This window comes from Microbacterium sp. NPDC055357 (assembly GCF_053644835.1).
In genome coordinates, this window is sequence record NZ_JBSHLZ010000003.1 from 211,254 (window position 1) to 237,642 (window position 26,389).

General features: G+C 68.1%; 25 protein-coding genes. 16 read left to right on the forward strand and 9 right to left on the reverse strand.

The features are described from left to right. Positions 1-85 precede the first annotated feature (85 nt). From ACWICD_RS06330 to mnhG, 6 genes are read left to right on the forward strand one after another with little or no spacing between them, the layout of a single operon-like run. Entirely contained in the window at positions 86-3,109 is a 3,024-nt protein-coding gene (locus ACWICD_RS06330; protein ID WP_454139668.1) for a Na+/H+ antiporter subunit A, read from the forward strand. Beyond that, entirely contained in the window at positions 3,109-3,672 is a 564-nt protein-coding gene (locus tag ACWICD_RS06335; RefSeq protein WP_376129323.1) for a Na(+)/H(+) antiporter subunit C, read from the forward strand. The genes ACWICD_RS06330 and ACWICD_RS06335 overlap by 1 nt, the downstream gene beginning before the upstream one ends. Beyond that, entirely contained in the window at positions 3,669-5,231 is a 1,563-nt protein-coding gene (locus ACWICD_RS06340) for a Na+/H+ antiporter subunit D (protein WP_376129322.1), read from the forward strand. Before ACWICD_RS06335 ends, ACWICD_RS06340 begins: the two co-directional genes overlap by 4 nt. After that, positions 5,228-5,812 (forward strand): Na+/H+ antiporter subunit E, encoded by a 585-nt coding sequence (locus ACWICD_RS06345; RefSeq protein WP_376129320.1) that lies wholly within the window; start codon positions 5,228-5,230, stop codon positions 5,810-5,812. Before ACWICD_RS06340 ends, ACWICD_RS06345 begins: the two co-directional genes overlap by 4 nt. Beyond that, positions 5,809-6,078, forward strand: coding sequence for a monovalent cation/H+ antiporter complex subunit F (locus tag ACWICD_RS06350; RefSeq protein ID WP_454139670.1), 270 nt, complete (start codon positions 5,809-5,811; stop codon positions 6,076-6,078). Before ACWICD_RS06345 ends, ACWICD_RS06350 begins: the two co-directional genes overlap by 4 nt. Continuing rightward, positions 6,075-6,437, forward strand: coding sequence for a monovalent cation/H(+) antiporter subunit G (gene mnhG / locus ACWICD_RS06355; RefSeq protein WP_376129317.1), 363 nt, complete (start codon positions 6,075-6,077; stop codon positions 6,435-6,437). Before ACWICD_RS06350 ends, mnhG begins: the two co-directional genes overlap by 4 nt. Before the next feature lie 13 nt (positions 6,438-6,450). Here mnhG and ACWICD_RS06360 read toward each other — a convergent pair whose 3' ends face one another. Next, positions 6,451-9,057, reverse strand: coding sequence for a penicillin acylase family protein (locus tag ACWICD_RS06360; RefSeq protein WP_454139672.1), 2,607 nt, complete (start codon positions 9,055-9,057; stop codon positions 6,451-6,453). Between the two features lie 201 nt (positions 9,058-9,258). Next, entirely contained in the window at positions 9,259-10,701 is a 1,443-nt protein-coding gene (argG, locus tag ACWICD_RS06365) for an argininosuccinate synthase (protein WP_454139674.1), read from the reverse strand. A 76-nt stretch (positions 10,702-10,777) separates the two neighbouring features. Between argG and ACWICD_RS06370 the strand changes: the two genes are divergently transcribed. Further along, entirely contained in the window at positions 10,778-11,722 is a 945-nt protein-coding gene (locus tag ACWICD_RS06370) for a DUF1254 domain-containing protein (RefSeq protein WP_454139675.1), read from the forward strand. Positions 11,723-11,764: 42 nt separating this feature from the next. Here ACWICD_RS06370 and ACWICD_RS06375 read toward each other — a convergent pair whose 3' ends face one another. Both ACWICD_RS06375 and ACWICD_RS06380 read right to left on the reverse strand, forming a co-directional pair. Continuing rightward, positions 11,765-12,430, reverse strand: coding sequence for a peptidylprolyl isomerase (locus ACWICD_RS06375; protein ID WP_454139676.1), 666 nt, complete (start codon positions 12,428-12,430; stop codon positions 11,765-11,767). Positions 12,431-12,469: 39 nt separating this feature from the next. Then, positions 12,470-13,207, reverse strand: coding sequence for a Pr6Pr family membrane protein (locus ACWICD_RS06380; protein WP_454139677.1), 738 nt, complete (start codon positions 13,205-13,207; stop codon positions 12,470-12,472). A gap of 77 nt (positions 13,208-13,284) precedes the next feature. Here ACWICD_RS06380 and ACWICD_RS06385 point away from each other — a divergent pair, with 77 nt between their 5' ends. Both ACWICD_RS06385 and ACWICD_RS06390 read left to right on the forward strand, forming a co-directional pair. Next, positions 13,285-14,571 carry an adenylosuccinate synthase gene (locus ACWICD_RS06385; RefSeq protein WP_454139678.1) on the forward strand — a complete coding sequence of 429 codons (1,287 nt, stop codon included), beginning with the start codon at positions 13,285-13,287 and terminating at the stop codon, positions 14,569-14,571. 157 nt (positions 14,572-14,728) lie between these two features. Next, positions 14,729-15,904 (forward strand): lactonase family protein, encoded by a 1,176-nt coding sequence (locus ACWICD_RS06390; RefSeq protein ID WP_454139679.1) that lies wholly within the window; start codon positions 14,729-14,731, stop codon positions 15,902-15,904. Between the two features lie 241 nt (positions 15,905-16,145). Here the strand turns inward: ACWICD_RS06390 and ACWICD_RS06395 are convergent, their stop codons facing one another. Then, positions 16,146-17,333: an AI-2E family transporter gene (locus ACWICD_RS06395; protein ID WP_454139680.1), complete on the reverse strand. Its 1,188-nt coding sequence runs from the start codon at positions 17,331-17,333 to the stop codon at positions 16,146-16,148. A 50-nt stretch (positions 17,334-17,383) separates the two neighbouring features. On the opposite strand from ACWICD_RS06395, the gene ACWICD_RS06400 reads away from it, so the two are divergent. After that, positions 17,384-17,680: a chorismate mutase gene (locus tag ACWICD_RS06400; protein WP_376129302.1), complete on the forward strand. Its 297-nt coding sequence runs from the start codon at positions 17,384-17,386 to the stop codon at positions 17,678-17,680. 30 nt (positions 17,681-17,710) lie between these two features. On the opposite strand, the gene ACWICD_RS06405 is transcribed toward ACWICD_RS06400, so the two are convergent. From ACWICD_RS06405 to ACWICD_RS06415, 3 genes are read right to left on the reverse strand one after another with little or no spacing between them, the layout of a single operon-like run. Continuing rightward, positions 17,711-18,406, reverse strand: a complete 696-nt coding sequence (locus ACWICD_RS06405) for a hypothetical protein (protein WP_376129300.1) — start codon at positions 18,404-18,406, stop codon at positions 17,711-17,713. After that, positions 18,403-19,317, reverse strand: coding sequence for an ABC transporter ATP-binding protein (locus ACWICD_RS06410; protein WP_376129298.1), 915 nt, complete (start codon positions 19,315-19,317; stop codon positions 18,403-18,405). Before ACWICD_RS06410 ends, ACWICD_RS06405 begins: the two co-directional genes overlap by 4 nt. After that, positions 19,314-19,700: a GntR family transcriptional regulator gene (locus tag ACWICD_RS06415; protein WP_454139752.1), complete on the reverse strand. Its 387-nt coding sequence runs from the start codon at positions 19,698-19,700 to the stop codon at positions 19,314-19,316. The genes ACWICD_RS06410 and ACWICD_RS06415 overlap by 4 nt, the downstream gene beginning before the upstream one ends. A gap of 336 nt (positions 19,701-20,036) precedes the next feature. On the opposite strand from ACWICD_RS06415, the gene ACWICD_RS06420 reads away from it, so the two are divergent. The 3 genes from ACWICD_RS06420 to ACWICD_RS06430 are packed head-to-tail and all read left to right on the forward strand — an operon-like array spanning position 20,037 to position 23,250. Further along, on the forward strand, positions 20,037-21,347 hold the full coding sequence (locus ACWICD_RS06420) for a quaternary amine ABC transporter ATP-binding protein (RefSeq protein ID WP_376129294.1): 1,311 nt from the start codon (positions 20,037-20,039) through the stop codon (positions 21,345-21,347). Next, entirely contained in the window at positions 21,347-22,279 is a 933-nt protein-coding gene (locus tag ACWICD_RS06425; RefSeq protein WP_454139681.1) for an ABC transporter permease, read from the forward strand. Before ACWICD_RS06420 ends, ACWICD_RS06425 begins: the two co-directional genes overlap by 1 nt. 44 nt (positions 22,280-22,323) lie before the next feature. Then, a complete protein-coding gene (locus tag ACWICD_RS06430) occupies positions 22,324-23,250 on the forward strand; it encodes a glycine betaine ABC transporter substrate-binding protein (protein WP_376129290.1) in 927 nt (308 codons plus the stop codon). A gap of 90 nt (positions 23,251-23,340) precedes the next feature. On the opposite strand, the gene ACWICD_RS06435 is transcribed toward ACWICD_RS06430, so the two are convergent. Beyond that, entirely contained in the window at positions 23,341-23,712 is a 372-nt protein-coding gene (locus ACWICD_RS06435; protein ID WP_376130307.1) for an FCD domain-containing protein, read from the reverse strand. Between ACWICD_RS06435 and ACWICD_RS06440 the strand changes: the two genes are divergently transcribed. The 3 genes from ACWICD_RS06440 (at position 23,614) to ACWICD_RS06450 (ending at position 26,295) form a co-directional block, all read left to right on the forward strand. Then, positions 23,614-24,729, forward strand: a complete 1,116-nt coding sequence (locus tag ACWICD_RS06440) for an ATP-binding cassette domain-containing protein (protein WP_454139683.1) — start codon at positions 23,614-23,616, stop codon at positions 24,727-24,729. The genes ACWICD_RS06435 and ACWICD_RS06440 overlap by 99 nt on opposite strands. After that, positions 24,726-25,412 carry an ABC transporter ATP-binding protein gene (locus ACWICD_RS06445; protein WP_454139684.1) on the forward strand — a complete coding sequence of 229 codons (687 nt, stop codon included), beginning with the start codon at positions 24,726-24,728 and terminating at the stop codon, positions 25,410-25,412. Before ACWICD_RS06440 ends, ACWICD_RS06445 begins: the two co-directional genes overlap by 4 nt. A gap of 196 nt (positions 25,413-25,608) precedes the next feature. Beyond that, positions 25,609-26,295 carry a TetR/AcrR family transcriptional regulator gene (locus ACWICD_RS06450; protein ID WP_454139685.1) on the forward strand — a complete coding sequence of 229 codons (687 nt, stop codon included), beginning with the start codon at positions 25,609-25,611 and terminating at the stop codon, positions 26,293-26,295. Positions 26,296-26,389: the final 94 nt, after the last annotated feature.

Genomic DNA, 26,389 nt, shown 5'->3' on the forward strand with positions numbered 1-26,389 from the left:
TCGCGCCGTTAGACTTGACCGACACTTCGATCGCCCCAGCCGCCCGCGGGAACACCCCGCCCGACGACTCTGAGGAGGGCCGCCCTTGCTGCTCATCCTCGGCGCGTTCGCGATCGTCCCGATTCTGCTGCCGTGGCTCGTGCACCGCATCGGTCCCCGCGCGTTCTTCGCTGCGGCGCTGTTGCCGACCGGCGCGTTCGTCCACGCGGCGCTGCAGGCGCCGACGGTGCTCGCCGGAGGAATTCCGTTCGAGGCATACGACTGGATCCCGTCGCTCGGGATCGTCCTGTCGTTGCGGATGGACACCCTCTCGTGGGTCATGACGCTCATCGTGACGGGCGTCGGCGCGCTCGTGATGTTCTACTGCCGGTGGTACTTCGCGGGCAAGAGCGAGGGCCTCGGCCAGTTCTGCGCCGTCCTGCTCGCGTTCGCCGGAGCGATGTACGGGCTCGTGCTCACGGACGATCTCGTCGTGCTCGTGATGTTCTGGGAGCTCACGAGCGTGCTGTCCTACCTGCTGATCGGCTACTACAACAGGCGCGGTGCGAGCCGTCGAGCCGCCCTGCAGGCGCTGCTGGTGACGACGCTCGGCGGGCTGGTCATGCTGATCGGCGTCGTGCTGCTGGTCGTCCACGCCGGGACCTCGAGCATCTCTCTGATCCTCGCCGAGGCGCCCACCGGCGCCCTCGTGAACACGGCGCTCGTGCTGATCCTCGTCGGCGCGCTGAGCAAGTCCGCGATCTTCCCGTTCCACTTCTGGCTGCCCGGCGCCATGGCCGCCCCGACGCCGGTCAGCGCCTACCTGCACGCGGCGGCGATGGTGAAGGCGGGCATCTACCTCATCGCCCTGTTCGCGCCGATCTTCGCGATGGCTCCGACGTGGCGCCCGATCGTCATCAGCCTGGGCGTGTTCACGATGCTGCTCGGCGGCATCCAGGCGCTGCGCGAGACCGACCTCAAGCGCATCCTCGCGTTCGGCACGGTGAGCCAGCTGGGACTGCTGACGCTCGTGCTCGGCTACGGCACGCGGGATGCGGCGCTGGCAGGCCTCGCCCTGCTCATCAGCCACGCCCTGTTCAAGTCGTCGCTGTTCCTCATCGTCGGCGTGATCGATCGACAGCTGTCGACGCGCGACATCCGCGAACTGAGCGGTGTCGGCCGCCAGGCGCCCGCGCTCGCGACCGCCGCGATCGTCGCGGTCTCGTCGATGGTCGGCATGGTCCCCACGATCGGCTTCGTCTCGAAAGAGGGCGCGCTCGCGGGCCTGCTCTACGAGGCGACGGCGGGAGAGGCGTGGGGCATCGTCGCCCTCGTGGGCATGTCACTGGGCTCCGCCGTCACCGCCGCCTACGGCATCCGCTTCATCTGGGGCGCGTTCTGGACGAAGAAGGAGCCCGTGTCCGTTCCGGCGGACGCCGATGGTCCGCGCGGGGCCTCGCGGAGCGCACGCCGCTCCGACGCCGTCGCGATGCCGCGTACGGAGTGGCCCCATCCGCCGGTCGGCTTCGTGCTCGCTCCAGCTCTCCTTGCCGCGCTGACGCTCATCACCGGCCTGGCGGCACCGTTCCTCGACCTCGCCCTGTCGGGCTACGCCGATCTGGCGCCGCGGGCGACACCGGGGATCACACCGCCCGCGGACGTCGCGCACCTCGCCCTGTGGCACGGCTTCGAACCGGCGCTGTGGATCTCGATCGGCACGCTCGTGTTCGGGTTCCTGCTGTTCTGGGTCACCAAGCGCGGATGGACGCGACGGGTGCTGCCCTTCACGGCGGCCGACGTCTACAACGGCGTGCTGCGCGGTGTCGCACGACTGTCTGTGCTGACGACGAGCCTGACCCAGCGGGGATCCCTTCCCGTGTACGTCGGCACGATCTTCGTCGTGCTCATCGCCGCCGAGACGACGGCGCTCGTCATGGGCGGGGACTGGGTCATCAGCATCGACGGGTGGCACACGCCGATGCAGCTCGTCGTCGCGCCCCTCATGATCATCGCCGGCATCATCGCGGTGCGCGCCCGCAAGCGGTACACGGGCGTCGTTCTCGTCTCGGTCACCGGCTTCGGCATGGTCCTGCTGTTCGGCACGAGCGGTGCTCCCGATCTCGCCCTGACCCAGATCCTCGTCGAGACGGTGACCCTCATCGCCTTCGCCCTCGTGCTGCGACGCATCCCCTCGCGCATGGGCGAGCACAACGCCTCGGTGCAGCCGGTGATCCGTGCGGTCCTGGCCATCGCGGTCGGTCTCACGATGGCCGCGGTCGCACTCATCGCGACCGGCGCGCGCGACTACCTGCCCATCTCGACCGAGTTCCCCGACCTCGCGTACGACATCGGTCACGGTCAGAACGTCGTCAACGTCGCCCTCGTCGATCTGCGCGGGTGGGACACGATGGGCGAACTGTCGGTGCTCATCCTCGCCGCGACCGGTGTGGCATCCCTCGTCTTCGTGACGCACCGCGCCGACACGCTCTCGCTCGTGACGGCGCTGCCCGCGTTCTCGAATCGCACACGCCGCCCGCTCGTCGAGACGGACGAGGGCGTTCGTCCGCGCACGGCGGCGACGTCGGGCCGGCGCCAGGCGTGGCTCGTCGGCGGGCAGCGAGTCAAGCCCGAGGACCGGTCGATGATGCTCGAGGTCATCGTGAGGATCCTCTTCCACACGATCATCATCGTGTCGCTGTACCTGCTGTTCGCCGGTCACAACCTTCCGGGCGGCGGGTTCGCCGGTGGGCTCGTGGCGGGCATGGCGCTCGTCATGCGGTACGTCGCCGGCGGGCGCTACGAACTGGGTGCCGCGGCGCCCACCGACGCCGGGCGACTGCTCGGCATCGGGATGACGCTCGCCGTGGGGTGCGCCATCGTGCCGCTGTTCTTCGGTCAGGCGCCCCTGACGAGCACCATCTTCGAAGCCGACGTGGTGCTGTTCGGCCACATCGAGTTCGTCACGTCGACGCTCTTCGACGTCGGGGTCTATCTCGTGGTGATCGGACTCGTGCTCGACGTGCTGCGCAGCCTCGGCGCCGAGGTCGACCGCCAGCTGCAGGCCCTTCGACCGGCTCAGGGACCGGGTGGACCGGCTCAGGGACCGCGCGCGCAGGGGGTGAACGCCTGATGGGCAACTCCGGTGGCTATGACGTGAGCCTCGTGCTCATCGTCATCATGGCGGCGCTGTTCGCGTGCGGTGTGTACGCGATGCTCGAGCGCAGCCTGACGCGCGTGCTCATCGGCTTCCTGCTGCTGGGGAACGCGGCGAACCTGCTGCTTCTCATCGTGATGGGAAGGCCCGGCGCCGCACCGTTCTACGGTGCCGCCGATTCGGCCGACGAGATGTCGGACCCGCTGCCGCAGGCCCTCACGCTGACCGCCATCGTCATCACGTTCGCCGTCTCGGCCTTCCTCCTCGCCCTCATCTACCGGTCGTGGCAGCTCGGCCAGGCCGACACGGTGCAAGACGACGAGGCCGACGTCGAGGTGCGCGAACGCAGCGCCGCTGCCGAGGACGTGCTCGACGACGAGACCGAGATCGAGGACGAAGACGACGACGTGACCACCGACTTCATCGGCACCGACACGGCGCCCATCACGGTGCTCGGCAGTCGCGATGTGCCGGGGCTGAACGACGACGCCCCGCTCAACCGGCCGGGCCGTCGCCCGACGGGAGGTGACGGCGAATGAGCGCCCTCGTCCCCCTCCTGGTGACACTGCCCCTGCTCGGGGCGGCCGTCGCGCTCATCGCCGGTCGTCATCGCAAGACGCAGGTCGTCGTGTCGATCGTGACGTTCACGCTCGTCTTCGCCATCGCCGCCGTGCTGTTGGTCACCGTCGACCTGACCGACCAGCCGATCGCCGTGTCGGTGGGCGGCTGGCCGATCCCGTTCGGGATCGTGCTCTACGTCGACACGCTCGCCGCCCTGCTCGTGGCCATCTCGAGCCTGGTTCTGCTGGCGGTCCTGCTCTTCTCGGTCGGCCAGGGCGCCGCCGACAACGACGACGACACTCCCGTCTCGATCTTCCACCCGTCGTACCTGATCCTCGGCGCCGGCATCTTCAACGCCTTCATCGCCGGGGACCTGTTCAACCTCTACGTCGGCTTCGAGATCCTGCTCGTCGCGTCGTACGTGCTCATCACGCTCGGCTCGACCGAGTCGCGGATCCGCACGGGCGTCGTCTACATCGTCGTCTCGCTCGTCTCGTCGATCCTCTTCCTCGCCGCGATCGCGATGATCTACGGCGCCCTCGGCACGGTGAACATGGTGCAGATCGCCGAGCGGATGGGGGAGCTCCCACAGGAGACGCAGCTCGTGCTGCACCTGCTGCTGCTCGTGGCGTTCAGCATCAAGGCCGCCGTCTTCCCGCTGTCGTTCTGGCTGCCCGACTCGTATCCGACCGCCCCCGCGCCCGTGACGGCCGTCTTCGCGGGTCTGCTCACGAAAGTGGGCGTCTACGCGCTCATCCGCACGGAGACGCTGCTGTTCCGCGACAACGACGTCAACGTGCTGCTGCTGATCGTGGCGCTGCTCACGATGATCATCGGCGTCCTGGGCGCGCTCGCGCAGGCCGAGCTGAAACGCATCCTGTCGTTCACGCTCGTGAGCCATATCGGCTACATGATCTTCGGCCTCGCGATAGCGACGCCACTGGCGATCGGCGCGACGATCTACTACATCGTCCACCACATCGTCGTGCAGACGACCCTGTTCCTCGCGGTCGGACTCATCGAACGCCGGGCGGGGAGCACGTCGATCCTGCGCGTCAAGGGGCTCATGCGCGCGGCACCCGTCATCGCAGTGCTCTACTTCATCCCCGCCGTCAACCTGGGCGGTCTGCCGCCGTTCTCGGGCTTCATCGGCAAGTTCGCCCTCTTCGACGCCGCCGCGCAGGTGGGCACACCCCTCATGATGATGCTGATCGTGAGCGGCGTCGTGACGAGCCTGCTCACGCTCTACGCCCTCATGCGTGCGTGGAACCTCGCCTTCTGGCGCGAAGACGACGAGTTCGCCGAAGCCGAGGTCGAAGCCCGGGTGTCCTACCTCGGCGGTGCGCCGGCCGCGAAGCTGCAGACCGAGCGGCGCGTCATCCCGCGGATCATGACGACGGCGACGGCCGGCATGGTCGCCGTCACGGTCGCGCTGACGGTGTTCGCCGGACCGCTGTACGCGCTGTGCGCCCGCGCGGGAGAGCAGCTGATGGGCACCGTGACGATCGTCGAGCTGAGCGAGGAGGCGCAGCAGTGAGCCCCGACTCCCGTCCCGCCTCCGTGCTCTTCCAGCTCTGGCGCCAACTGCCCTTCTTCATCTGGCTCATCGCCCTGTGGATGCTGCTGTGGGGCCAGTTCACGTGGGTCTCGTTCGTCACCGGGCTCGTGGCGGCGATCGTCGTCACGCGGGCATTCCGCCTGCCGCCGGTCGAGCTGTCCGGACGCATCAACCTCTGGTACGGCCTCGTCTTCGTCGTGTCGTTCGTGATCGCCGTCGTCGCCGGCTCGCTCATCGTCGCGTGGCAGGTGATCGACCCGCGCCGCCAGCCGGGGGCCGCGATCATCGCGGTGCCGATGGTCGTCGACGACGACCTCATCATGACGCACACGGCCGTCACGTGCTCGCTCATTCCGGGGTCGCTCATCATCGACGCCGACCGCGATCGCGGCATCCTCTATCTGCACGTCATCGGGGTCCGCAGCGCCGCCGACGTCGAGAAGCAGCGTCAGGACGTGTACGCCTGGGAGCGCCGCATCGTCAAGGCCGTGGGATCCCGTGCGCAGGTCGAGAAGATCCGGGATGCCGCCCGCCCGACCCCGATCGGAGGCACCGTATGAACGCCCTCCTCATCCTCATCTACGTCATCTTCGCCGTGTCGGCCCTGCTGACGCTGTGGCGCGTCATCGTCGGACCGTCGATCCTGGACCGAGCCGTCGCATCCGACGTGCTCATGACCCTCGTCATGTGCATGCTCGGCGCGGACATGGCGATCAACCAGCACACGCGCACGCTTCCCGTGCTGCTCATCATCGCCGCCGTGGGCGTGTTCGGCTCCATCGCGATCGCGCGGTTCGTCGCGAGAAGGGACGGACAGAGCTCATGACCGGCGACCAGTGGCTCGACATCGCGGTGTTCGTGCTGATCCTCATCGGTGCGCTCCTGTGCCTCACCGCGGCGATCGGCATCCTGCGGTTCCGCGATGTGCCCACGCGACTGCACGCCGCGACCAAGCCGCAGGTGCTCGGCCTCATCCTCATCTGCCTCGCGATCGCCCTGTCGCTGCGCTCGTGGCCCGTCGTGGCCTTCCTCGCGCCGATCGTGCTGATCCAGCTCGCGACGGCGCCCCTGTCGGCGCACATGGTCGCGCGCCAGGCCTACCGCAACGGCACGATCGCGCAGCGCTCGCTGTACACCGACGAGCTCGCCGAGTCGCGGCAGACGCCGCCGGCCGCGGGAGGCTGACCGGCGGCATCCGTCACGCGGCAGGTGTCAGCGTGAGGGTGTGCGTCGCTGCGGCGTCGACGGCATCGGGGCTGAACGCCCACGGCGTCAGGGCGACCTGCTGCCAGGCCGCGGTCTGATCGACGTAGTTCGGGTGGAACGCGTGTCCGCTCGCGCCGGTCAGGTGGTTCCACCGCGAGGCGTCGAAGTCGTCGAGGTCGATCACCATGCGCATCGAGGGCACCGTCACGGTCGCGAAGTCGACGCCGAGATCCCAGCCCGTCGCATTGACGACCGACGCGCCGCCGCCCACGGGGTAGGGCCCGCGGTTGAACAGCATCTCGATCGGCGCGATGCCCGACGAGCCGAACGTCTCGCTGCGCAGCGGGAGCGCGTGCAGGGCTCCCCAGTTCCAGCGCGACGGGTTGTCGGTCTGCAGTTCGACCAGGCGCTCGTACGCGTCCTCGGCCGTGCGCGTGAGCATCGCCGTGCGGGTCGAGACGTCGAGGGCGTCGTTCTGCCACCACTCGGACTGCGGATCCCGCAGGATCTCGTCGACGAGCAGGAACAGCCGGCCCTGACCGGCGACGGGAAGGTCGTCGTCGCGCCCGCGCACGAACAGGTTCTGCACGAGTTCGTCCCACAGCACGTTCGCGTAGGCGGCGGCCGCCGAGTCGGCGTCGTTCTGGGCGTCCCACGAGCGCATCAGCTCGAGGGCGGCATCGGGTCCCTCACGGCCCGTCGACAGGTCGTGGAACGCGGCGGCGAGACGCTTGCCCATGAAGAACTCGTTGTCGGCCTGGATGCTGCGCATGTCTTCGAGCGTCAGCTCGCTCTCGGCCGATTTGCGCTCGATGAGGTGTGTGATGCGGGCCGCACGCCAGCCGTAGTCCCAGTCGCGCGTGAGGAAGTACTCGTAGTCGTCGTCGACGACGGCGTTGTTGGCCGTCACGATGTAGCCCTCGGGCGGATTGAAGACGACGGGCAGGTCCTCGAACGGGATGTAGCCCTGCCAGTCGTAGGCCGAGTCCCACCCCGGCTGCGGGAGCCAGCCGTCACCCGCGCCGCGGATGGGCAGGCGGCCGGGCGTCTGGTAACCGATGTTGCCGTCGACGTCGGCGTAGACGAGGTTCTGGGCCGGCACGTCGAAGAGCGATGCCGCGCGGCGGAACTGCTCGAAGTCCTGGGCGAGGTTGAGCTCGAAGATCGCCGTCGCCGTCGTGCCCGGGCTCAGCGCGGTCCACTCCAGCGAGACGGCGTACTCGCCGTCGGGTGCATCCGTCGGTGCCGCGCCGTCGCCGACACGGGGGTCGGTGGCGATGCCGGTGAAGTCGTCGGTCAGGCCCGACACGATCGGTCCGTGCCCCGTCGAGCGGATGACGAGCTCGACGTCGTCTCCGCCGGCGACCTCGATGGTCTCGGTGCGCTCCTCGAGGGGGAGGAGCTCGCCGTCGCGCCAGTACTGATCGCCCTCGATCTTCTCGATGAACAGGTCGGCGACGTCGGTCGTGAGGTTCGTGAAGCCCCACGCGATGCGATCGTTGTGCCCGATGATGACCCCCGGCACGCCGGAGAAGCCGAAGCCGGCGACGTCGAACGGGCAGTCGACGGTGACCGTGTCGCAGCGCAGTGCGATCTGGTGCCACACGCTCGGCAGCGCGGCACCGAGGTGGGGGTCGTTGGCCAGCAGCGGCATGCCGCTCTCGGTGAGTTCGCCCGAGACGACCCACGAGTTCGAGCCGATCCCCTCGCCCGTGTCGCCGACGAGCGCCGCGACGGCCTCGACGACGCCGTCGACTTCGGTCCACTGCACCGATGCCGTCGCGATCGCGACCGCGTCGTCGGCATCGGCGGTCGGGGCCGGAACCTCGGAGATCGTGGGCACGATCACGGGATTGCGGTCGAACGGATAGCCGGGGTAGAGCTCGACCAGCTGCTCGTCGTCGAGCTCGGTCGCCAGGAGCGCGCGTGTCGTCTCGTCCTCGAGGTTCGAGCGGAGGTCCCAGGCCATGGCCTTGAGCCACGCGACCGAGTCGGCCGGGGTCCACGGCTCGATCTCGTAGTCGGGGTTCTGCAGTCCGAGCACGGCGTACTCGAACGACGCGTCGGCGCCGTCGTTGTCGGCGAGGTAGGCGTTGACGCCCTCGGCATAGGCGTCGTAATAGCTGCGCGTGGTCTCATCGAGCGCGTCGACCTCTTGCTCGGCGATCGCACGCCAGCCGAGGGTGCGCAGGAATCTGTCGGTGCCCAGCTGCGACTCGCCGAACAGCTCGGCGACGCGTCCGCTCGTGACGTGCCGGCGGAAGTCCATCTCCCAGAAGCGGTCCTGCGCGTGCACGTAGCCCTGCGCGAAGAGCAGGTCGTCGGTGCTCGAGGCGGTGATGACGGGGATACCCAGGTCATCGCGCTGCACCGTGACGTCGGCGGCGATGCCGGGCACCTCGATGACACCGTCGCGCTGGGGGAACGAGCGCTGGATCGTCCACACGAGCGCTCCCGCCGCGATGAGGGCGATGATCGTCACGCCGGCGATGACGCCGAAGACGCTCCTGCCGACGATGCGACCGACGGGTCGACGTCGCTTCGCGGGCTCGGGCACGCCGTCGTCGGAAACGACGGGGTCACTGACGGTACTCGTCATCGAAGGCTCTCCACGGCTCGGGCAGCAGGTACGCCGTGTCATCCACGACGAGCCTCGGTGCCACCTTTCGGGTCGGTGTCACCGTCGAGAATCGTAACCCCACCGACGCGAGGCGTCGAATAATCCGGATGAATTGTGCAAAGTGGTGCTCAGCGCACCCGACCCTGCGATTCCTCCGGAGCTATCGACGCCGTCTCGGTGTCAGTCCGTGCCGAAGTCGAACGCGGCGCCCTCCGACACCGCGTCGGTCGCGTCGGCGAGCTCTTCGCTCGCGGCGTCGTGCTCTTCGACGTGCTCGGTGATCTCGCCCGCTTCACCGGCGTGCACGCGGCCCACCAGGGCGCCGGTCGCGCCGCCGATGAGGCCCATGCCGGCGTACTGCTCGAGCCGCGAGCGCGAGTCGGCGATGTCGAGGTTGCGCATCGTGAGCTGGCCGATGCGGTCGGTCGGGCCGAACGCCGCGTCGCCGACGCGCTCCATTGAGAGCTTCTCGGGCCCGTACGACATCATCGGGGCGGTCGTGTCGAGGATCGTCCAGTCGTCGCCGCGGCGCAGGCGCAGCGTCACGGTGCCCGTGATGGTCGACCCGACCCACTTCTGGATCGACTCGCGCAGCATGAGCGACTGCGGCTCGAGCCAGCGGCCCTCGTACATCAGGCGGCCGAGTCGGCGACCCTGCTCGTGGTACGTCGCGAGGGTGTCCTCGTTGAGGATGCTGTTGACCAGGCGCTCGTAGGCGATGAACAGCAGCGCCATGCCCGGGGCCTCGTAGATGCCGCGCGACTTCGCCTCGATGACGCGGTTCTCGATCTGGTCGCTCATGCCGAGGCCGTGGCGGCCGCCGATGCGGTTCGCCTCGAGCACGAGTTCGACGGGGTCGGAGTAGGTCGCGCCGTTGAGTGCGACAGGGCGCCCCTGCTCGAACTCGACCGTGACGTCTTCCGTCTCGATCTCGACGGCGGGGTCCCAGTAGCGCACGCCCATGATGGGCTCGACGGTCTCGAGCGACACGTCGAGGTGCTCGAGGGTCTTCGCCTCGTGCGTCGCACCCCAGATGTTGGCGTCGGTCGAGTACGCCTTCTCGGCGGAGTCACGGTACGGGAACCCGTGCTCGACGAGCCATTCGCTCATCTCCTGCCGGCCGCCGAGCTCGGTCACGAAGTCGGCGTCGAGCCACGGCTTGTAGATGCGCAGCGCGGGGTTGGCGAGCAGGCCGTACCGGTAGAAGCGCTCGATGTCGTTGCCCTTGTAGGTCGACCCGTCGCCCCAGATGTCGACGCCGTCCTCTTTCATGGCGCGCACGAGCAGCGTCCCGGTCACGGCGCGACCGAGCGGCGTCGTGTTGAAGTAGGTCTTGCCGCCCGAGCGGATGTGGAACGCGCCGCACGCGAGGGCGACGAAGCCCTCTTCGACGAGTGCGGTCTTGCAGTCGACGATCCGCGCGATCTCGGCGCCGTACTCGAGGGCCCGGCCGGGGATCGCCTCGATGTCGTCTTCGTCGGGCTGGCCGAGGTCACCCGTGTAGGTGCAGGGGACGGCGCCCTTGTCGCGCATCCACGCGACGGCGACGGACGTGTCGAGCCCTCCCGAGAAGGCGATGCCGACGCGCTCGCCGACGGGCAGGGACTGAAGGACCTTCGACATGTCTCTGATTCTAGTGAGCAACCAGGATCCCGCCGTGTCGTGGGCAGGTTCGCTCGTCTGCGGCAGAGTAGGGGCCATGAGCACCAGAGTGAACGTCGACAACTTCGTGCGCGCAGAGACCGCACGCATGTTCCATGACATCCAACGCGATGCCGGTGGTGTCAACGTGTTCCGCCACAACCGCGAGCCGGCGCCCATCGACCAGCAGACCGTCGTGCGGCTCAATCGCGACACGCTCTACAGCTTCGCCGTCGTGGACCTGGCAGGCGGCGCAGCGCTGGAGATTCCGGATGCCGCGGGTCGCTACCTGCCGGTCATGGTGCTCGATGAGGGGCACTTCGTGCGGGCCGCGCTGCACGATGCCGGCACATATGACCTCGCCGCCATCGCCCCGAACGCCGAGTACGTGCTCGTCGCGGTGCGCGCGCTCGTCGACCCCCTCGATCCCGATGACGTCGCCGCCGTCGCCGCGCTGCAGGACGAGATCTCGCTGTCGGCGGGCTCGTCGCGTCCGTTCACGCTGCCGGACTATGACACCGCCTCGTTCACCGCGACGCGCGGCGCGCTGCTGCAGCTGGCGGGGGGGCTCCAGGGCTTCGACCGCATGTTCGGCACCGAGGACGAGGTCGACGCCGTTCGCCACCTGATCGGTGCGGCCGCCGGCTGGGGCGGGCTGCCCACGAGCGAAGCGTCCTACATCGGCGTCGACCCGCAGCGCCCCGTCGGTCGCTACGACCTCGTCCTGCGGGACGTCCCGGTCGATGCGTTCTGGTCGGTGTCCGTCTACAACGCCGCGGGCTACTTCGAGCCCAATCCGGAGGGCAAGTACACCGTCAACTCCGTCACGGGCGTGCCCGACGAAGACGGAGCGATCACCGTACGATTCACGCCTCCCGGCGAGGCGGAGGAGCCCAACAGCATCCCCCTGCCCGACGGATGGAACTTCCTGGTGCGCCTCTATCGCCCCCGCGAGGCGTTCGTCGACGGCAGCTGGACGCTCCCGGAACTCGTGGCTCGCTGATCGACATCACCGAGCCGGTGCCGTTCCTCGGCCCGGCGGCGATCAGCCGAGGGTGACGCCCGTGATCGTCACGGTCGTGGCCGGCGCTCCATCCGGCGCCCCGTCGGCCGTGCCCGCTGCCGCGACGGCCTGCACGACCTCGAGTCCCTCGGGGGAGAGCTCGCCGAAGACCGTGTACGACGGCGGCAGAGCCGTGTCCTCGTAGACGAGGAAGAACTGCGAGCCGTTCGTGTCGGGCCCCGCGTTGGCCATGGCGATCGTGCCGGCGGGATAGGTCTCGCTGCCGTCGAGCTCGTCGGCGTAGCTGTAGCCGGGGCCGCCGCGTCCGGTGCCGGAGGGGTCTCCGCACTGCAGCACGAAGATGCCCGTCGTCGTGAGGCGGTGGCACGACGAGTCGTCGTAGTAGCCCTGCTCCGCGAGCGAGACGAAGCTTCCGACGGTGCACGGCGTGCGATCCGCGTCGAGCGTGAGCGGGATGTCGCCCGCCGAGGTCTGCAGGGTGGCGTCGACGATGCCCGCGACAGCGGGTTCGGCATCCGGCGCCGTCACGTCGCGTACGGCGCCGGAGTTCTCGACGTACTCGCAGCCCTGCGCCTCGGCGGGGGCGGGCGCGGAGGGTTCGGTCGTCGCGCCGGGCGAAGCCGGAGTCGAGCAGCTGGCGAGCAGCGTGAGGGCGAGGAGGGGGACAGCGATGAGACGTTTACGCACGCGTCCAGCGTAGGGGGACGGGGCCGCGGCCGCGTCCGATCACGAGGCGGCCGCGCGTGCGCCCGCCTCTCGGGAGCGTGCGCGCCGCCGCCCGATCCACACGACGCCGAGCCCGACGATCATGATTCCGATCGCGATGCCGATGATGTAGAGCGCCACACCGACGTAGCCGTTCTCGAAATTGTGCGGATCGAGGAACGGATAGGGGTACCACCACGGGTCGCCCGTCGCGGGCGCCGTGATGAGAGGCCCGCGCACGAGGGTGTAGATCACCCAGACGAGCGGGAAAGCGGCAACGGCCCACACGGTGCTCCATGCGAGTGCACGCCGCTTCGGCGCCAGGACGAGGTCCAGCAGCAGCACGATCGGGATGACGACGTGGAGCACCTCGTTCGACCACGCGACCGTCACGCCCTGGTCGAGGGCGACCCCACGCAGGAGCGTGTTGTAGACGATGCCGGTGATCACCATGTAGGTCGTGGCGCACGCGAGCAGGATCGCGAACCAGCGCGGTTCCGCGGCGGCGGCGCGGCCCCTCCCCAACGCCCACATGCCGCCGATCGCGAGTGCGATCGCCGCGATGAGGTTCGATTCGATCGTGAAGTAGCTCAGGAAGTTCGCGACGACGGTCGGGACATCCCCCGCGTGACCCGACGTCGTCTCGTTGGCCCGCGCGACGGTGCGAGTCAACTGTGCGACGATCGCCGCGACGCCGAGCGCGGCGGCGAGGATCCGCACGAGCGACCACGACAGAACCCAGGCGGAGGAGCGGAGCATCCGCTCAACATAGCGGGGCCGTGTCCCGTGCCGTCGATAGGATGGGACATCACCGTCCGATAACGGGGGAGTAGCCCATGCCAGGCATCGTGATCGTCGGAGTCCAGTGGGGAGACGAGGGCAAGGGCAAGGCCACCGACCTGCTCGGAGAACGCACCGACTGGGTCGTCAAGTTCAACGGCGGGAACAACGCCGGCCACACGGTCGTGATCGGCGACGAGAAGTACGCGCTGCACCTGCTGCCATCGGGCATCCTCTCTCCCGGTGTCAACGCCGTCATCGGCAACGGCGTCGTCGTCGACCTCGAGGTGCTCTTCGCCGAGCTCGAGGCGCTGCGCGCTCGCGGCGTCGACACGTCGCGCCTCAGGCTGAGCGCGAACGCGCACATCATCACGCAGTACCACCGCACGCTCGACAAGGTCACCGAGCGCTTCCTCGGAAAGCGTCAGATCGGCACGACCGGGCGCGGGATCGGTCCGACCTACGCCGACAAGATCAACCGCGTGGGCATCCGCGTGCAGGACCTCTTCGACGAGAACATCCTGCGGCAGAAGGTCGAGGGTGCCCTCGACCAGAAGAACCACCTGCTCGTCAAGGTGTTCAACCGCCGCGCCATCACGGTCGACGAGGTCGTCGACGACCTGCTGTCGTACGCCGATCGCGTCAGGCCCATGGTGGCCGACACGTCGCTCCTGCTCAACGATGCGCTCGACCGCGGAGAGGTCGTCGTCTTCGAGGGCGGCCAGGCGACCATGCTCGACGTCGACCACGGCACGTATCCCTTCGTGACGTCGTCGTCGGCGACGGCGGGCGGCGCCGCGACGGGTTCGGGCGTCGGCCCCAACCGCCTGGACCGGATCGTCGGGATCGTGAAGGCCTACACGACCCGTGTCGGCTCAGGTCCGTTCCCGACCGAGCTGTTCGACGAGCAGGGCGACTGGCTGCGTTCGCGCGGCTTCGAGTTCGGCACGACGACGGGCCGACCGCGACGCGTCGGCTGGTACGACGCGCCCATCACCCGCTACGCCGTGCGCATCAACGGGATCACCGACCTCGTGCTGACGAAGCTCGACATCCTCACGGGACTCGAGCGCATCCCCGTCTGCGTCGCCTACGACGTCGACGGCGAGCGGTTCGATGAGATGCCGGTCAACCAATCCGACGTGCACCACGCGACGCCGATCCTCGAGTACTTCCCCGGCTGGTCGCAGGACATCTCGGGCGCCCGTTCGTTCGATGACCTGCCGATCGAGGCCCAGGACTACGTGCTCACGCTCGAAAAGATGAGCGGCACACGCATCTCGGTCATCGGCGTGGGTCCGGCGCGCGATGCCGTCATCGTGCGTCAGGACCTCGTCGACTGATGACCCCCCGGCCCCTGCGCCTGCCTCCCCGGCCCCTGAGCCCGTCCTCCCGGTCCCTGAGCCCGTCCTCCCGGTCCCTGAGCTTGTCGAAGGGTCGCCCGTCCCCCCGACCCCTGAGCCCGTCGCCCCGGTCCCTGAGCTTGTCGAAGGGTCGCCCGTGAGGTTCCTCATCGGCGGCTACTCACCCGACAAGGACGGCTCTGCCACCGGCATCGGGATGCTGCTCGCCGGCGCCGCCGACGATCACCTGGCGGGCGGGTCGCTCGGATACGCGGGCGAGGTCGCCGCGGCGACCTCGCCGTCGTGGGTCACCGCGCACCCGACCCTCGATGTCGTCTACGCGTCGCTGGAGACCAGGGGTCTCGTGCAGGCCTTCCGGCGCACGGGCGACGCGACGTTCGCGCCGCTCGGTGAGCCCGTCGCGGCCGGAGACGCCGTGTGTCACCTCGCTGTCTCTCCCGATGCGCGCTTTGCTCTCGCGAGCTGCTGGGGCGACGGGCGCGTCGTGCGCATCCCGCTCGACGGCGCGGGTCGGCCCGGCACTCCGCGAGTGCTGCCGCCGGCGGTCGGCTCGGACACCACCGTCGACGCGGACCCCGACGGCATTGATCTCGCCGCCGCGGCGCGGGCGCTGCGCGCGGCGGCCGGCGAGGAGTTCGCTCACCTGGTGCCCGCGTACGACGATCGCGAGGCGGATGCGACGAGCGAGGCATCCGATGGCCGACCTTCTCGCGCGCACCAGGCCGTGTCGCTGCCGGGCGGTGCGTTCGCCACGACCGACCTGGGGCTCGACCTCGTGCGGTTCTGGCAGACCGACGGTTCGCGGCTCGTGCCGACGCAGCAGGTCGAACTGCCGCGGGGGAGCGGACCGCGTCACGCCGTCTGGCATCCGAGCGGTCACCTGTACGTCAACACCGAGCTGTCGAACGAGGTGTACACGCTGGCGTGGGACCCCTCGCTCGCGCAGGGTCGCGGCCGTTGGCGGATCGCGGCGGGAACGCCGCTCGGTCCGACCCTCGAGACCGACACGGGCGCCGAGCTCGCGATGTCGCACGACGGTGGATTCCTCTATGCCGGGGTGCGGGGAAGCGACACGATCGCGACGCTGCGCGTGCGCGGCGCGGGCGAATCCCTCGATCCCGTCGCTCTCGTCGAAGCAGGAGTCGTCTGGCCGAGGCATCACCTCGTCGTGCGGGACACGCTGCTCGTCGCCGGGGAGCGCTCGAACGACATCGCCTCGCTCACCCTCGACACGCGCACGGGCGTGCCGGGCCGCGCACGTCACCGCACCGCGGCGCCCAGCCCCACGTGCATCCTCCCGATCGACGGCTGAACAGTCGCTGAGCTTTGGGTCTCCGCGTGACGACGGTGGCGCGCTCGCGGTCATCGAGTAGCGCCGCAGGCGCGTATCGAGATGCGCGGGGGATCTCGATACGCGGCCTGCGGCCGGCGCGAGGGGATCTCGATACGCGGCCTGCGGCCGGCGCGAGGGGATCTCGATACGCGGCCTGCGGCCGCTACTCGATCTTGTAGCGAGTCGCCTCAACGCTGCTGCGCAGCATTGACCCGACTCGCTACAACTTTGCGTCCTGCCGGGGGATCAGGATCTGCTTGATGATGAGCAGGATCGATGCGGTCACCGGGATGGCGACGAGCGCACCGAGCAGCCCGAGCAGAGTGCCGCCGACGAGCGCGCCGATCACGACGAGCGAGCCCGGTACCGAGATCGTCCGGTTCATGACGCGCGGCGTGAGGACGTACGCCTCGAGCTGCATGTACACGAGGTAGATCGCCGCGAACAGCAGCGCCGGCAGCCATCCCGTGAACAGGGCGATGACCGTCGCGAGCGCCCAGTAGAGGACCGAGCCCACGAGCGGGATGAGCGTGATGCAGAAGGCGACGACCGCCATCAGCGCGGGGAACGGCAGTCCCAGCACGAGATGCAGGACGAGTGCGAGGATCGAGTTGCAGAACGCGAGGATCACCATCCCCATCAGATATCCGCCGATCGAGTCGGTGATCTCCTCGGTGAGGCCCGCGGCCTTCGGCCGGTTGCGGGCGGCGAAGACCCGGTTGAACGCCTTCTTCATCGTCGGGAGCGACGCGAGGAAATACAGGCTCAGAACGAGCACGATCACCAGGCCCGAGATCGTCGTGGCGATCGAGGCGCCGACCTGCAGCAGCCCGCCGCCGATCGTCGCGATGTTGGAGGGGTTGGTGATGAACGACTGGACCTGGTTGAGGATCGTGCCGACCTGGTCGCCGAAGTTGTCCTGCAGCGAGTGGTAGAAGTCGGACTTCTGGAAGTCGGCGATGAGCGACGGAACGTCACTGACGAACTGCGCGATCTGCCGGATGACGGTCGGGACGATGAGCAGCAGCACTCCGGCCATGAGGATCGCGAAGCCCGTGTAGACGATGACGATGCCCCACGAGCGCTTCACCGAGTGCTTCTCGAGCCACCGCACGATCGGGTCGAGCCCGAGTGCGGCGAACAGCGCGAACACGATGTAGATGAGGACGGTGGAGAGGTTCGTGAAAGCCACCCCGACGGCGAATGCCGCCAGTGCGCCGAGAGCGAGGAAGAACCCCGCGATGAAGGGTCGGTTGAGTGTCGTCCAGTAGCTGCGCGACGCCGGTGCCTCACCGGAGGTGGTGAGGATCGCCTCTGCCGGCACATCTGCCGCGGGCGGTGCTGCGACCGACCCTGCGGGCGTCGGTGACGCGGGTGGTGGGGTGGCGGCATCCGAAGCATCGGTCATGTGTCACACTCTAGGGCCGAGCGGTCGGGTGGCACGGGTAATCTCGACCCATGACCGACGAGGACCCGACGACGACCCTCCTGCGCCTGCGCAGCAGCATCGACAACGTCGACGCTGCGCTGATCTTCCTGCTCGCGGAGCGGTTCAAGTGCACGAAGCAGGTCGGTCAGCTGAAGGCCGAGTTCGGGATGCCGCCCTCCGACCCCGCCCGCGAGGAGCAGCAGCTCGAGCGACTGCGTCGCCTGGCCGAAGACGCCGACCTCGATCCGGCGTTCGCCGAGAAGTGGTTCAACTTCGTCGTGGCCGAAGTCATCCGCCACCACACGGAAGCGGCCGACGGGCGCTGACGCCCGCCGGCCGCCACGCGGCATCCGTGTCTATGGAGTCGCGCGCCGCAGCGTGAGGTAGGACGTTCCCGAGAGAAGGACGATCAGTGCGAGTCCCCACAGTGTGAGTCCGAGCGCGCCCGTCGTCATGATCCACGAGAAGAGATCCGACCACGCGTTCTGCTGGCTCACGATCCACAGGAGCCCGACCAGGATCAGCGCGATTCCGAGGATGACGATCGTCAGGACGGCAGTGCCGAACCGCTTGAAGATCGTCGCGCCCCAGAAGCCCACGACGAAGAACAGCATCGCGAGAGCGAAGAAGCACAGACCGGCAGCGGCCGGACCGGCCTCCCAGACCCACGGCAGGTAGAAGAAGTACCCGTTCATGCCCCAGCCGTTCGAGGCCTGCTCGAACAGGCCGCCGAGCACGAAGATGAGGGCGAGGATCGCCGAGGTGAGCGCCGCCGTGAGGAGGGTGCCGAGGTAGAACTCCCGCCGCGTGACGCTCATCGCCTGCGAGAACGGGAAGGTCAGCGTCAGCGCCTGCGCGCCGACGACGGCGAAGTACCACAGCGGAGCCTGCGCCCCGCCCCCGTACAGGGCGCCGTCGACACCGGCGCTGGAGATGATCCCGTAGATCGCCAGGGTGATGATCAGCGAGCCGACCAGCACGATCACGGGAACCCAGATGTAGGTCTGACGGTTCACCAGCTGCATGCGGACGACATTGAGGGTGCGGCTCATCGGAGGGCTCCTTCGTCGAGGGCGGACGGGTCGGACTTCTGCTGCGCGTGCTGCGTCGTGCGCACGATCAGCTGCTGCAGTGAGACGGGCGCGACATCCAGGCCCGCTGCGGTGAGGCGCGCGCGGTCATCCTGGCTGAGCGCGCCGAGCACGGTCACCGACGAGACGCGGCCGAGGCTCTCGCGGTGGATCACCTCACGGCCATCGACGAAGGCATCGACAGCGGCCGAGTCGCCGACGATGTTCGCCGCCCGGTCGCGCACCGAGTCGGTGTCCTCGTCCATCACGATGCGGCCGCGATCGATCACGAGCACGCGCTCGATGAGGTTGGACACTTCGTCGATGAGGTGGCTCGAGAGGATGATCGTGCGCGGGTGCTCGCTGTAGTCCTCGAGCAGCCGATCGTAGAAGATCTGACGCGCGACGGCGTCGAGGCCGAGGTAGGGCTCGTCGAAGAAGGTGATCTCGGCGCGGGCGGCGAGCCCGATCACGACGCCGACGGCGGACAGCTGGCCGCGCGAGAGCTTCTTGATCGTCTTCTTCAGCGGCAGCTGGAAGTCGTCGATCAGGCGGTCTGCGAGCTCCTGATTCCAGTTCGGGAAGAACAGGCGGGCCGCGCGGAACGCGTGACGCGGTGTCGCATCATCCGGGTACTTCTGGCTCTCGCGCACGAAGCACATGCGCTGCAGGACGTGCGCGTTCTCATAGGGGTTCGCGCCGAAGACGCGGACATCACCCGACGTGGCGAAGTTCTGCGCCGTGAGGATCGACATGACGGTCGTCTTACCTGCACCGTTGCGGCCGAGGAGGCCGTAGATCCGATCCTTCTCGATCGTGAAGCTGACGTCGTCGACGGCCAGCGTGTCTCGATAGCGCTTGGTGAGGTTCTTCACCTCGATCACATGGGTCATCGTGCGGGTCCTTCCGTGGTGGTCGTTCGTGCGGCGCGGTCGCGCAGCAGCGTCGCGAGGTCCTCGGCGTCGAGCCCGATCGTGCGGGCCTCGTCGAGGAGTGGATCGAGGTAGCGCTCGGCGAACGTGGCGCGTCGCTCCGAGAGGAGCAGGTCGCGCGCCCCGCCGGCGACGAACATGCCGATGCCGCGGCGCTTGTAGAGCACCCCCTTGTCGACGAGCATGTTGATCCCTTTCGCTGCTGTCGCGGGGTTGATGCGGTAAAACGCGGCCAGCTCGTTCGTCGACGGCGCTCGGCTCTCTTCCGCCAGGCTGCCGTCGACGATCGAATCCTCGACACTCTCTGCGATCTGCAGGAAGAGTGCTCTGCCGTCTTCGATCACATCGACCTCACTGAGTTGGTTACTTACTTGACCAACCAACCATGCAACGAATGCTGCGCGCTTGTCAAGCCCCACGGGGTTTGGCAACGCGCAGTGGAGGGGACTAGGGTCGGTCGGGGCCTTTCCGAGGCCACGCACGACCAGTCCGCGACCGCCATGCCGCACCTTCTGGGGAGCCGGTGCGGGGGGCGTACGGTCGGCGGTCCAGGCGACGGACCCGATGTGTGTCGCCGCGCGCAGTCATCTGAACTCTCATCTCAGGGCAGGCGCACCCAGGATCGTCACCCGGGCGTAACCGATGCCGCACCGAAGCCGGGTGCGGTCGAGGCCAAGCACGTGACCACAGCACCAGTCGTTCCCGCCATCGAGGCGCGGAACATCTACAAAGTCTTCGGACGCAACCCGAAGGACGCCGTCAAACGGCTCCGTGCCGGTGAGACCCGCGCCGAGGTGAGCGATGTCGGGACCGCGGCCGTCATCGATGCCGGCTTCGCCGTCGCGCCGGGCGAGATCTTCGTCATCATGGGGCTGTCCGGATCGGGCAAGTCCACCATCATCCGCATGCTCAACGGGCTGCACGACGCCACCGCCGGAACCATCTCGGTCTACGGCGACCCCATCACCGACATCCCGGCGAATCGCCTGCGCGAGCTGCGCCGGGATCGGATCTCGATGGTCTTCCAGCACTTCGCGCTGCTTCCGCACCGCACCGTCGCCGCGAACGTCGCGTACCCCCTCGAGCTGCGCGGCGTCTCGAAGGCCGAGCGACGCGCGAAGGCGGACGAGATGCTCGCCCTGGTCGGGCTCACGGGATGGGGCGACAAGCTGCCGTCGGAGCTGTCGGGAGGCATGAAGCAGCGCGTCGGCATCGCTCGCGCGCTCGCCGCCGACACCGACATCCTGCTCATGGACGAAGCCTTCAGCGCGCTCGACCCGCTCATTCGTCGGGAGATGCAGGAGCAGCTGCTCGATCTGCAGCAGAAGCTCAAGAAGACGATCGTCTTCATCACCCACGACCTCAACGAGGCGATGTTCCTGGGCGATCGGATCGCCGTCATGCGCGACGGCCGCATCGTGCAGACGGGCACTCCCGAGGACATCCTCACCGACCCCGCGAACGATTACGTCGAGCAGTTCGTGCAGGACGTGGACCGTGCGCGCGTGCTCACGGCGGCGAACGTCATGGAGCGCTCCCGGCCGGTCGTCACCGACACGGCGGGTCCGCGCACGGCCCTTCGGCAGATGCGCGACGCCTACATGTCGGCCGTCTACGTCGTGGGCCGCGACCGTCGTCTGCTCGGCGTCGTCTCCGACCGTGACGCGGTCAAGCTCGTCCGGCAGGGCGCCACGACCCTCACTTCGGTCATCAAGCCCGCACCGCAGACCGTTCGCGAAGACGAGACGCTGATGAACCTGTTCGTCCCCGCGGTCGAGTCGCCGCTGCCGCTCGCCGTGACGGACGCCGAAGGCCGTCTCGTCGGCGTCATCCCGCGAGTGACGCTCCTCGCGGCACTCGGACCAGGGCCCAACGCCACGGAAGAGATCGCTCTGCCGCTTCCCCCTGTGCCGCAGGCCGAGATCGACGCGGTCCTGGACGCGGCCGACGCCGTCGCCCGAGGGGCCGGCGACGGCGAGGGGGTGCGCTGATGGATGGGTTCCGCATTCCGATCGGCAGCTGGGCGAAAGCCGTCATCGACTGGATCAAGGCGAACCTCGAGTGGCTTCTCGACGGCGTCGCCGACGTCACGCGCTGGCTCGTCACGTCGCTCACCGATGTGCTGATCGCGACGCCGATTCCGCTCGCGATCCTCATCTTCGCCCTGATCGGGTGGCTCGTCCGCTCGTGGCAGCTGGCCGTGGGCACCGTGATCACCTTCGTGCTGATCGTCGGCATGAACATGTGGGTCGCTTCGATGCAGACGCTGGCCCTCGTGCTCGTCGCGACGCTCGTGGCCGTGGCGATCGCCGTGCCGCTGGGAATCTGGGCCGCGCGCAACGCCACCGTGAGCACGATCATCAAACCGGTCCTCGACTTCATGCAGACGATGCCGGCCTTCGTGTACCTGATCCCGGCGATCGTCTTCTTCAGCATCGGCATCGTGCCCGGCATGGTCGCGACGGTCATCTTCGCGCTGCCGGCCGGTGTGCGCTTGACCGAGCTCGGCATCCGCGGCGTCGATTCCGAGACCGTCGAGGCGGGGTACGCGTTCGGCGCGAAGCCGGGGCAGATCCTGCGCGGCATCCAGTTGCCCCTCGCGATGCCGACCATCATGGCCGGCGTCAATCAGGTCATCATGCTCGCGCTGTCGATGGTCGTCATCGCCGGCATCGCTGGCGCGGACGGCCTCGGTAAAGAGGTCGTGGCGGCGGTATCCACACTCAACGTGCCCCAGGGCGTCGAGGCAGGGCTCAGCGTCGTCTTCGTCGCGATCTTCCTCGACCGCGTCACGGCGGCACTGGGCAACCCCAATGACTACCGCACCTCGCTGCTGGGCATTCTCGCCCGACGCCGCGAGGCGCGGCAGAAGGCCTCGACAGAGGCACCCGCGATCGAGACCATCCCTGCAACCGTCTCGTGAGCACATACGGAACGCATGAACGTATACGGAAAGAAAGAGATCACATGAAAAAGCGCAACATCACAGCACTCCTGGCGCTGGGCGCCGCAACGAGCCTCGTGCTCGCCGGCTGCAGCACCGACAACGGCGACAATGGAGCCGACGGCGGCGACGCCGGCGCGGGCGCTGCCGACGAATGCAGCACGATCACCCTCGGCTTCCTGCCCGGATGGACGGACGGCCTGAGCACCGCGTACCTGCTCGAGAACCAGCTCGAGAAGCTCGGCTACACGGTCGAGATGAACACCCTCACCGAGGCGGGCCCGCTGTACACCGGCCTCGCCAACGGCGACGTCGACATCTACCCCTCGGCGTGGCCCGAGCTGACCCACGCGTCGTACATGGACGAGTACGGCGACAGCATCGAAGACCTCGGTGCGTACTACGACAACGCCAAGCTCACGCTCGCGGTGCCGACCTACATGGACATCGACTCGATCGAAGACCTCGTCGGCAACGCCGACCGCTTCAACGGCACGATCTACGGCATCGAGCCGGGTGCCGGCCTCACGCGTCAGACGCAGGAGGAGATGATGCCCGCCTACGGCCTCGACAGCGAGTACGAGCTGCTGACGTCGTCGACCGCGGCCATGCTCACCGAGCTCGGCAGCAAGATCGATGCGCAGGAGGACATCGTCGTGACGCTGTGGCGTCCGTTCTGGGCCAACGACGCGTTCGACATCAAGGACCTCGAAGACCCGAAGGGCGCCATGGGCGACCCCGAGGCCCTGCACTTCCTCGGCACGGAGGGCTTCTCGGAGCGCTGCTCCGAGGCCGCCGACTACATCGCCGGCATCCAGCTCGATGACGCCGAGTACAACTCGCTCGAAGACCTCGTCGTGAACGAGTACGGCGAGGGCCAGGAGCGCGAGGCGATCGTCGCATGGCTCGAGCAGAACCCCGACGCCTTCGAGACGATCATCACGGACTGATATCCCACGCAGAACGGCCCCGGCGCTCGCGCCGGGGCCGTTCTGCGTCACGCGGGACCGGGGCGACGGATGCCGCTGCCCGATGCCGCGTCACACCGGTTCCAGAGGCGCGGGCCCTGTGCTGCGCTCGCGCAGCAGTGCATCCTTCGTTCGCCACCGGTGATTTCGGGCGGCGAGTTCGATCGTCACCGGGTCGACATCACTGCGCAGCATCTCGAGCATGTCGCAATGCTCCTGGACCGACTGCAAGGCGCGATCGGGCACGAAGGCGAACGTCGAGCCGCGCAATCCCGACAGTCGCGTCCCGCCGCGGTGGACGAGTTCGAGGATCTGGTCGTTGGGACACGGTGCGAACAGAATCGAATGGAACCGGCGATTGAGGCGGTGAGCGCGTTCATCGGCGGCATCGCCGGCGGACTCATCGTCGGACAGGTGACGACGGCGAACTACATCACGTTCCAGACCTTGAACTCGCTCGGGATGTACGTGCTCGCGATCGCGGTGGGCGCACACCTCCTGGACATGGCGCTGGTCGGCGGCATCCTCTTCGTGCTCGTTCCCGAGATCCTCAAGCAGTTCAAGATCCCGTTGGAGTGGTCGAACATCGCGTTCGCGCTGCTCGGGATCTATGCGCTCGCGACGAACTCGAACATCGGAAACGACATCCGCAACGCGATCATGCGACGTCGACGTCGTCGTGCCGGATTGCGCTCGGGGTCGTCGCTCGCTTCGCTGACACCCTTGGATGCACCGGTGCCGCGGCCGCACGAGGATGTCCTGCTCGACGTGCGAGGCCTCACGGTCAGCTTCGGCGCCGTGCGCGCGCTCTCCGATGTCGATGTGCAGATCCGCCGCGGCGAGATCCTGAGACTGATCGGCCCGAACGGGGCCGGGAAGTCCACGTTCATCGATGCGCTCAGCGGGTTTCTGCCGCAGCACGAGGGAAGCGTGACACTCGAGGGGATCGGGCTCGGGAGCCGTGCGCCGCACCAGATCTCTCGCGCCGGGCTGCGCCGCACGTTCCAACAAGACCGCGTGCCGACCACGATGTCGGTCGGTGCCTACGCGCGATTCATCGCACGCCGATCCGCGGACGATGAGATCGATGAGGCCCTCGAGTTCTTCGGCTGCCCCGACCCGGCGACGCCGTTGCAGATCGTGGATGTCGGCACGAGACGGCTCATCGAAGTCGCGGCGAACATCGCGGCCAAGCCGAAAGTCCTCCTGCTCGACGAACCCGCCGCGGGACTGTCGCACGAAGAGCACCTCGCGTTCGCGGACCGGCTGCGTGCCGTCCCCGACCGCTTCGGCGTGACTCTGCTCATCGTCGAGCACGACCTGGATCTGGTGCGGAGCGTGTGCACCAACCTCGTCGTTCTGAATTTCGGTGAGGTGCTCGCCGCGGGTGAGCAGGCGGCGGTTCTGTCCGACCCTGCCGTGCTCACGGCGTACATGGGGGAAACGGAGATGCTGTCATGAGCCTCGTTCTCGAGGAAGTCACGGTTCGACGCGGCGTGGGACCGGTCATCTCGGACGTATCGCTCGAAATCGTCCCGGGCGAGATCACGACCATCGTCGGGCCGAATGGCGCGGGCAAGACGAGCCTGCTGGAGGCCATCTCCGGTGTCGTGACGACGGTCAACGGGCGCATCACGATGGACGATGTGCACGACGTGCGCAAGCTGTCGCGACGTGGTCGCGCGCGGTTGGGCATCAATCACGTCGAACAGGGGCGCATGATCTTCCCCTCGTTGACCGTGCGGGAGAACCTGAAGCTCACCGCCCGCACGAAAGTCGATCTCGACGAGTCGCTCGCGCTCTTCCCGGAGCTCGAGAAGCGGCTCGACAACGCGACGGTGCTGCTCTCCGGCGAGCAGCAGATGGTCGTGCTCGCGCGCGCGTTCGCCGCGAAGCCGAAGTACCTGCTGCTCGACGAGATGTCTCTCGGTCTCGCCCCCGTCGTGTTCTTGAGGCTCCTGCCCACGATTCAGCAGATCGCGCAGACGGGAGTAGGCGTGCTCCTCATCGAGCAGTTCGCCCACCTGGCACTGGGCGTGGCAAGCCACGCGGTGGTCGTGACCGGCGGGCGAGTGACCTACAACGGAACGCCGGCCGCACTGCTCGAGGACTCGTCGCTGCTGCGGGAGGCCTATCTCGGCTGACCGACCTCGACTGCGGTGTCCGGGCGTGAGATCCACGCTCCGCGCGGGCACCGCTTCCGTCCGACGCGGTTACATGAGCTCGTCGGAGCCGCTGCCGCGTTTCGGCGCGTGCGCTGAAGCGGCTTGCGGTGGCCGCGGATGTCGGCCGACGTCGCGGAGTTCTGTGCCGCCACGCGGTCGGTCGCCTAGAGCCCATATGATTCTCGACATGGCGCCCCGACACGACACCGGACGATCTGTCGAGACGCCTCTCGTGCGGTTGCTCCTGTTCGCGCGCGGCGACCGTCGCGCAGAGAAAGACACGACGCGCCATCAGATCATGGTGGCCGCAATCCAGCTCTTCACGCGTCTTGGCTACGGCGGCACCTCGATGCGAGCCATCGCCAGTGAGGTCGGAATACAGGCCGCCAGCATCTACGCGCATTTCCCTCAAGGGAAAAGTCAGATCCTCTTCGAAGGTCTACGCGAGATCTTCGAGGAGTTTCTCGCGCACCTCATCTCGCCGCTCACGCCTGAGATGTCCTCAGATGAGCAACTGGGGACGATCATCGAACAGCACGTTCTCTGGCAACTCGACTACGGCTCTAAGGCGCTGGCGTGGGACGCCGCTTTCTCTGGTCTGGGCGTGCATGGCGTTCTGGCAGACGAGCAGCAGAAGGAGCTACGTCGTCTGCAGCGTCTCTATCACGACTACCTCGCCGAACTCATTGCCGAGCAGGTCCCCCAAGGGGCCGATGTCAGAAGGCTGACTCGCTTGTGCCTCCTGCTCTGCGATGACGCGGGCCGCGTCCGCGCGAACGACGAGCCGACCGATAGTGTGTCGCGTTTCGTGCGAAGCCTTTTCATGGATGACATTCTGCGAGCGGTGGCGCCAAGCACCTGACCTGATATGCTCCTAACGATCGTAAGGAACTAACGATCGTTAGTCAGCAACTTGGAGGGTGACGTGCCCAACCCCATCAGCGCTCCCGCTTTCT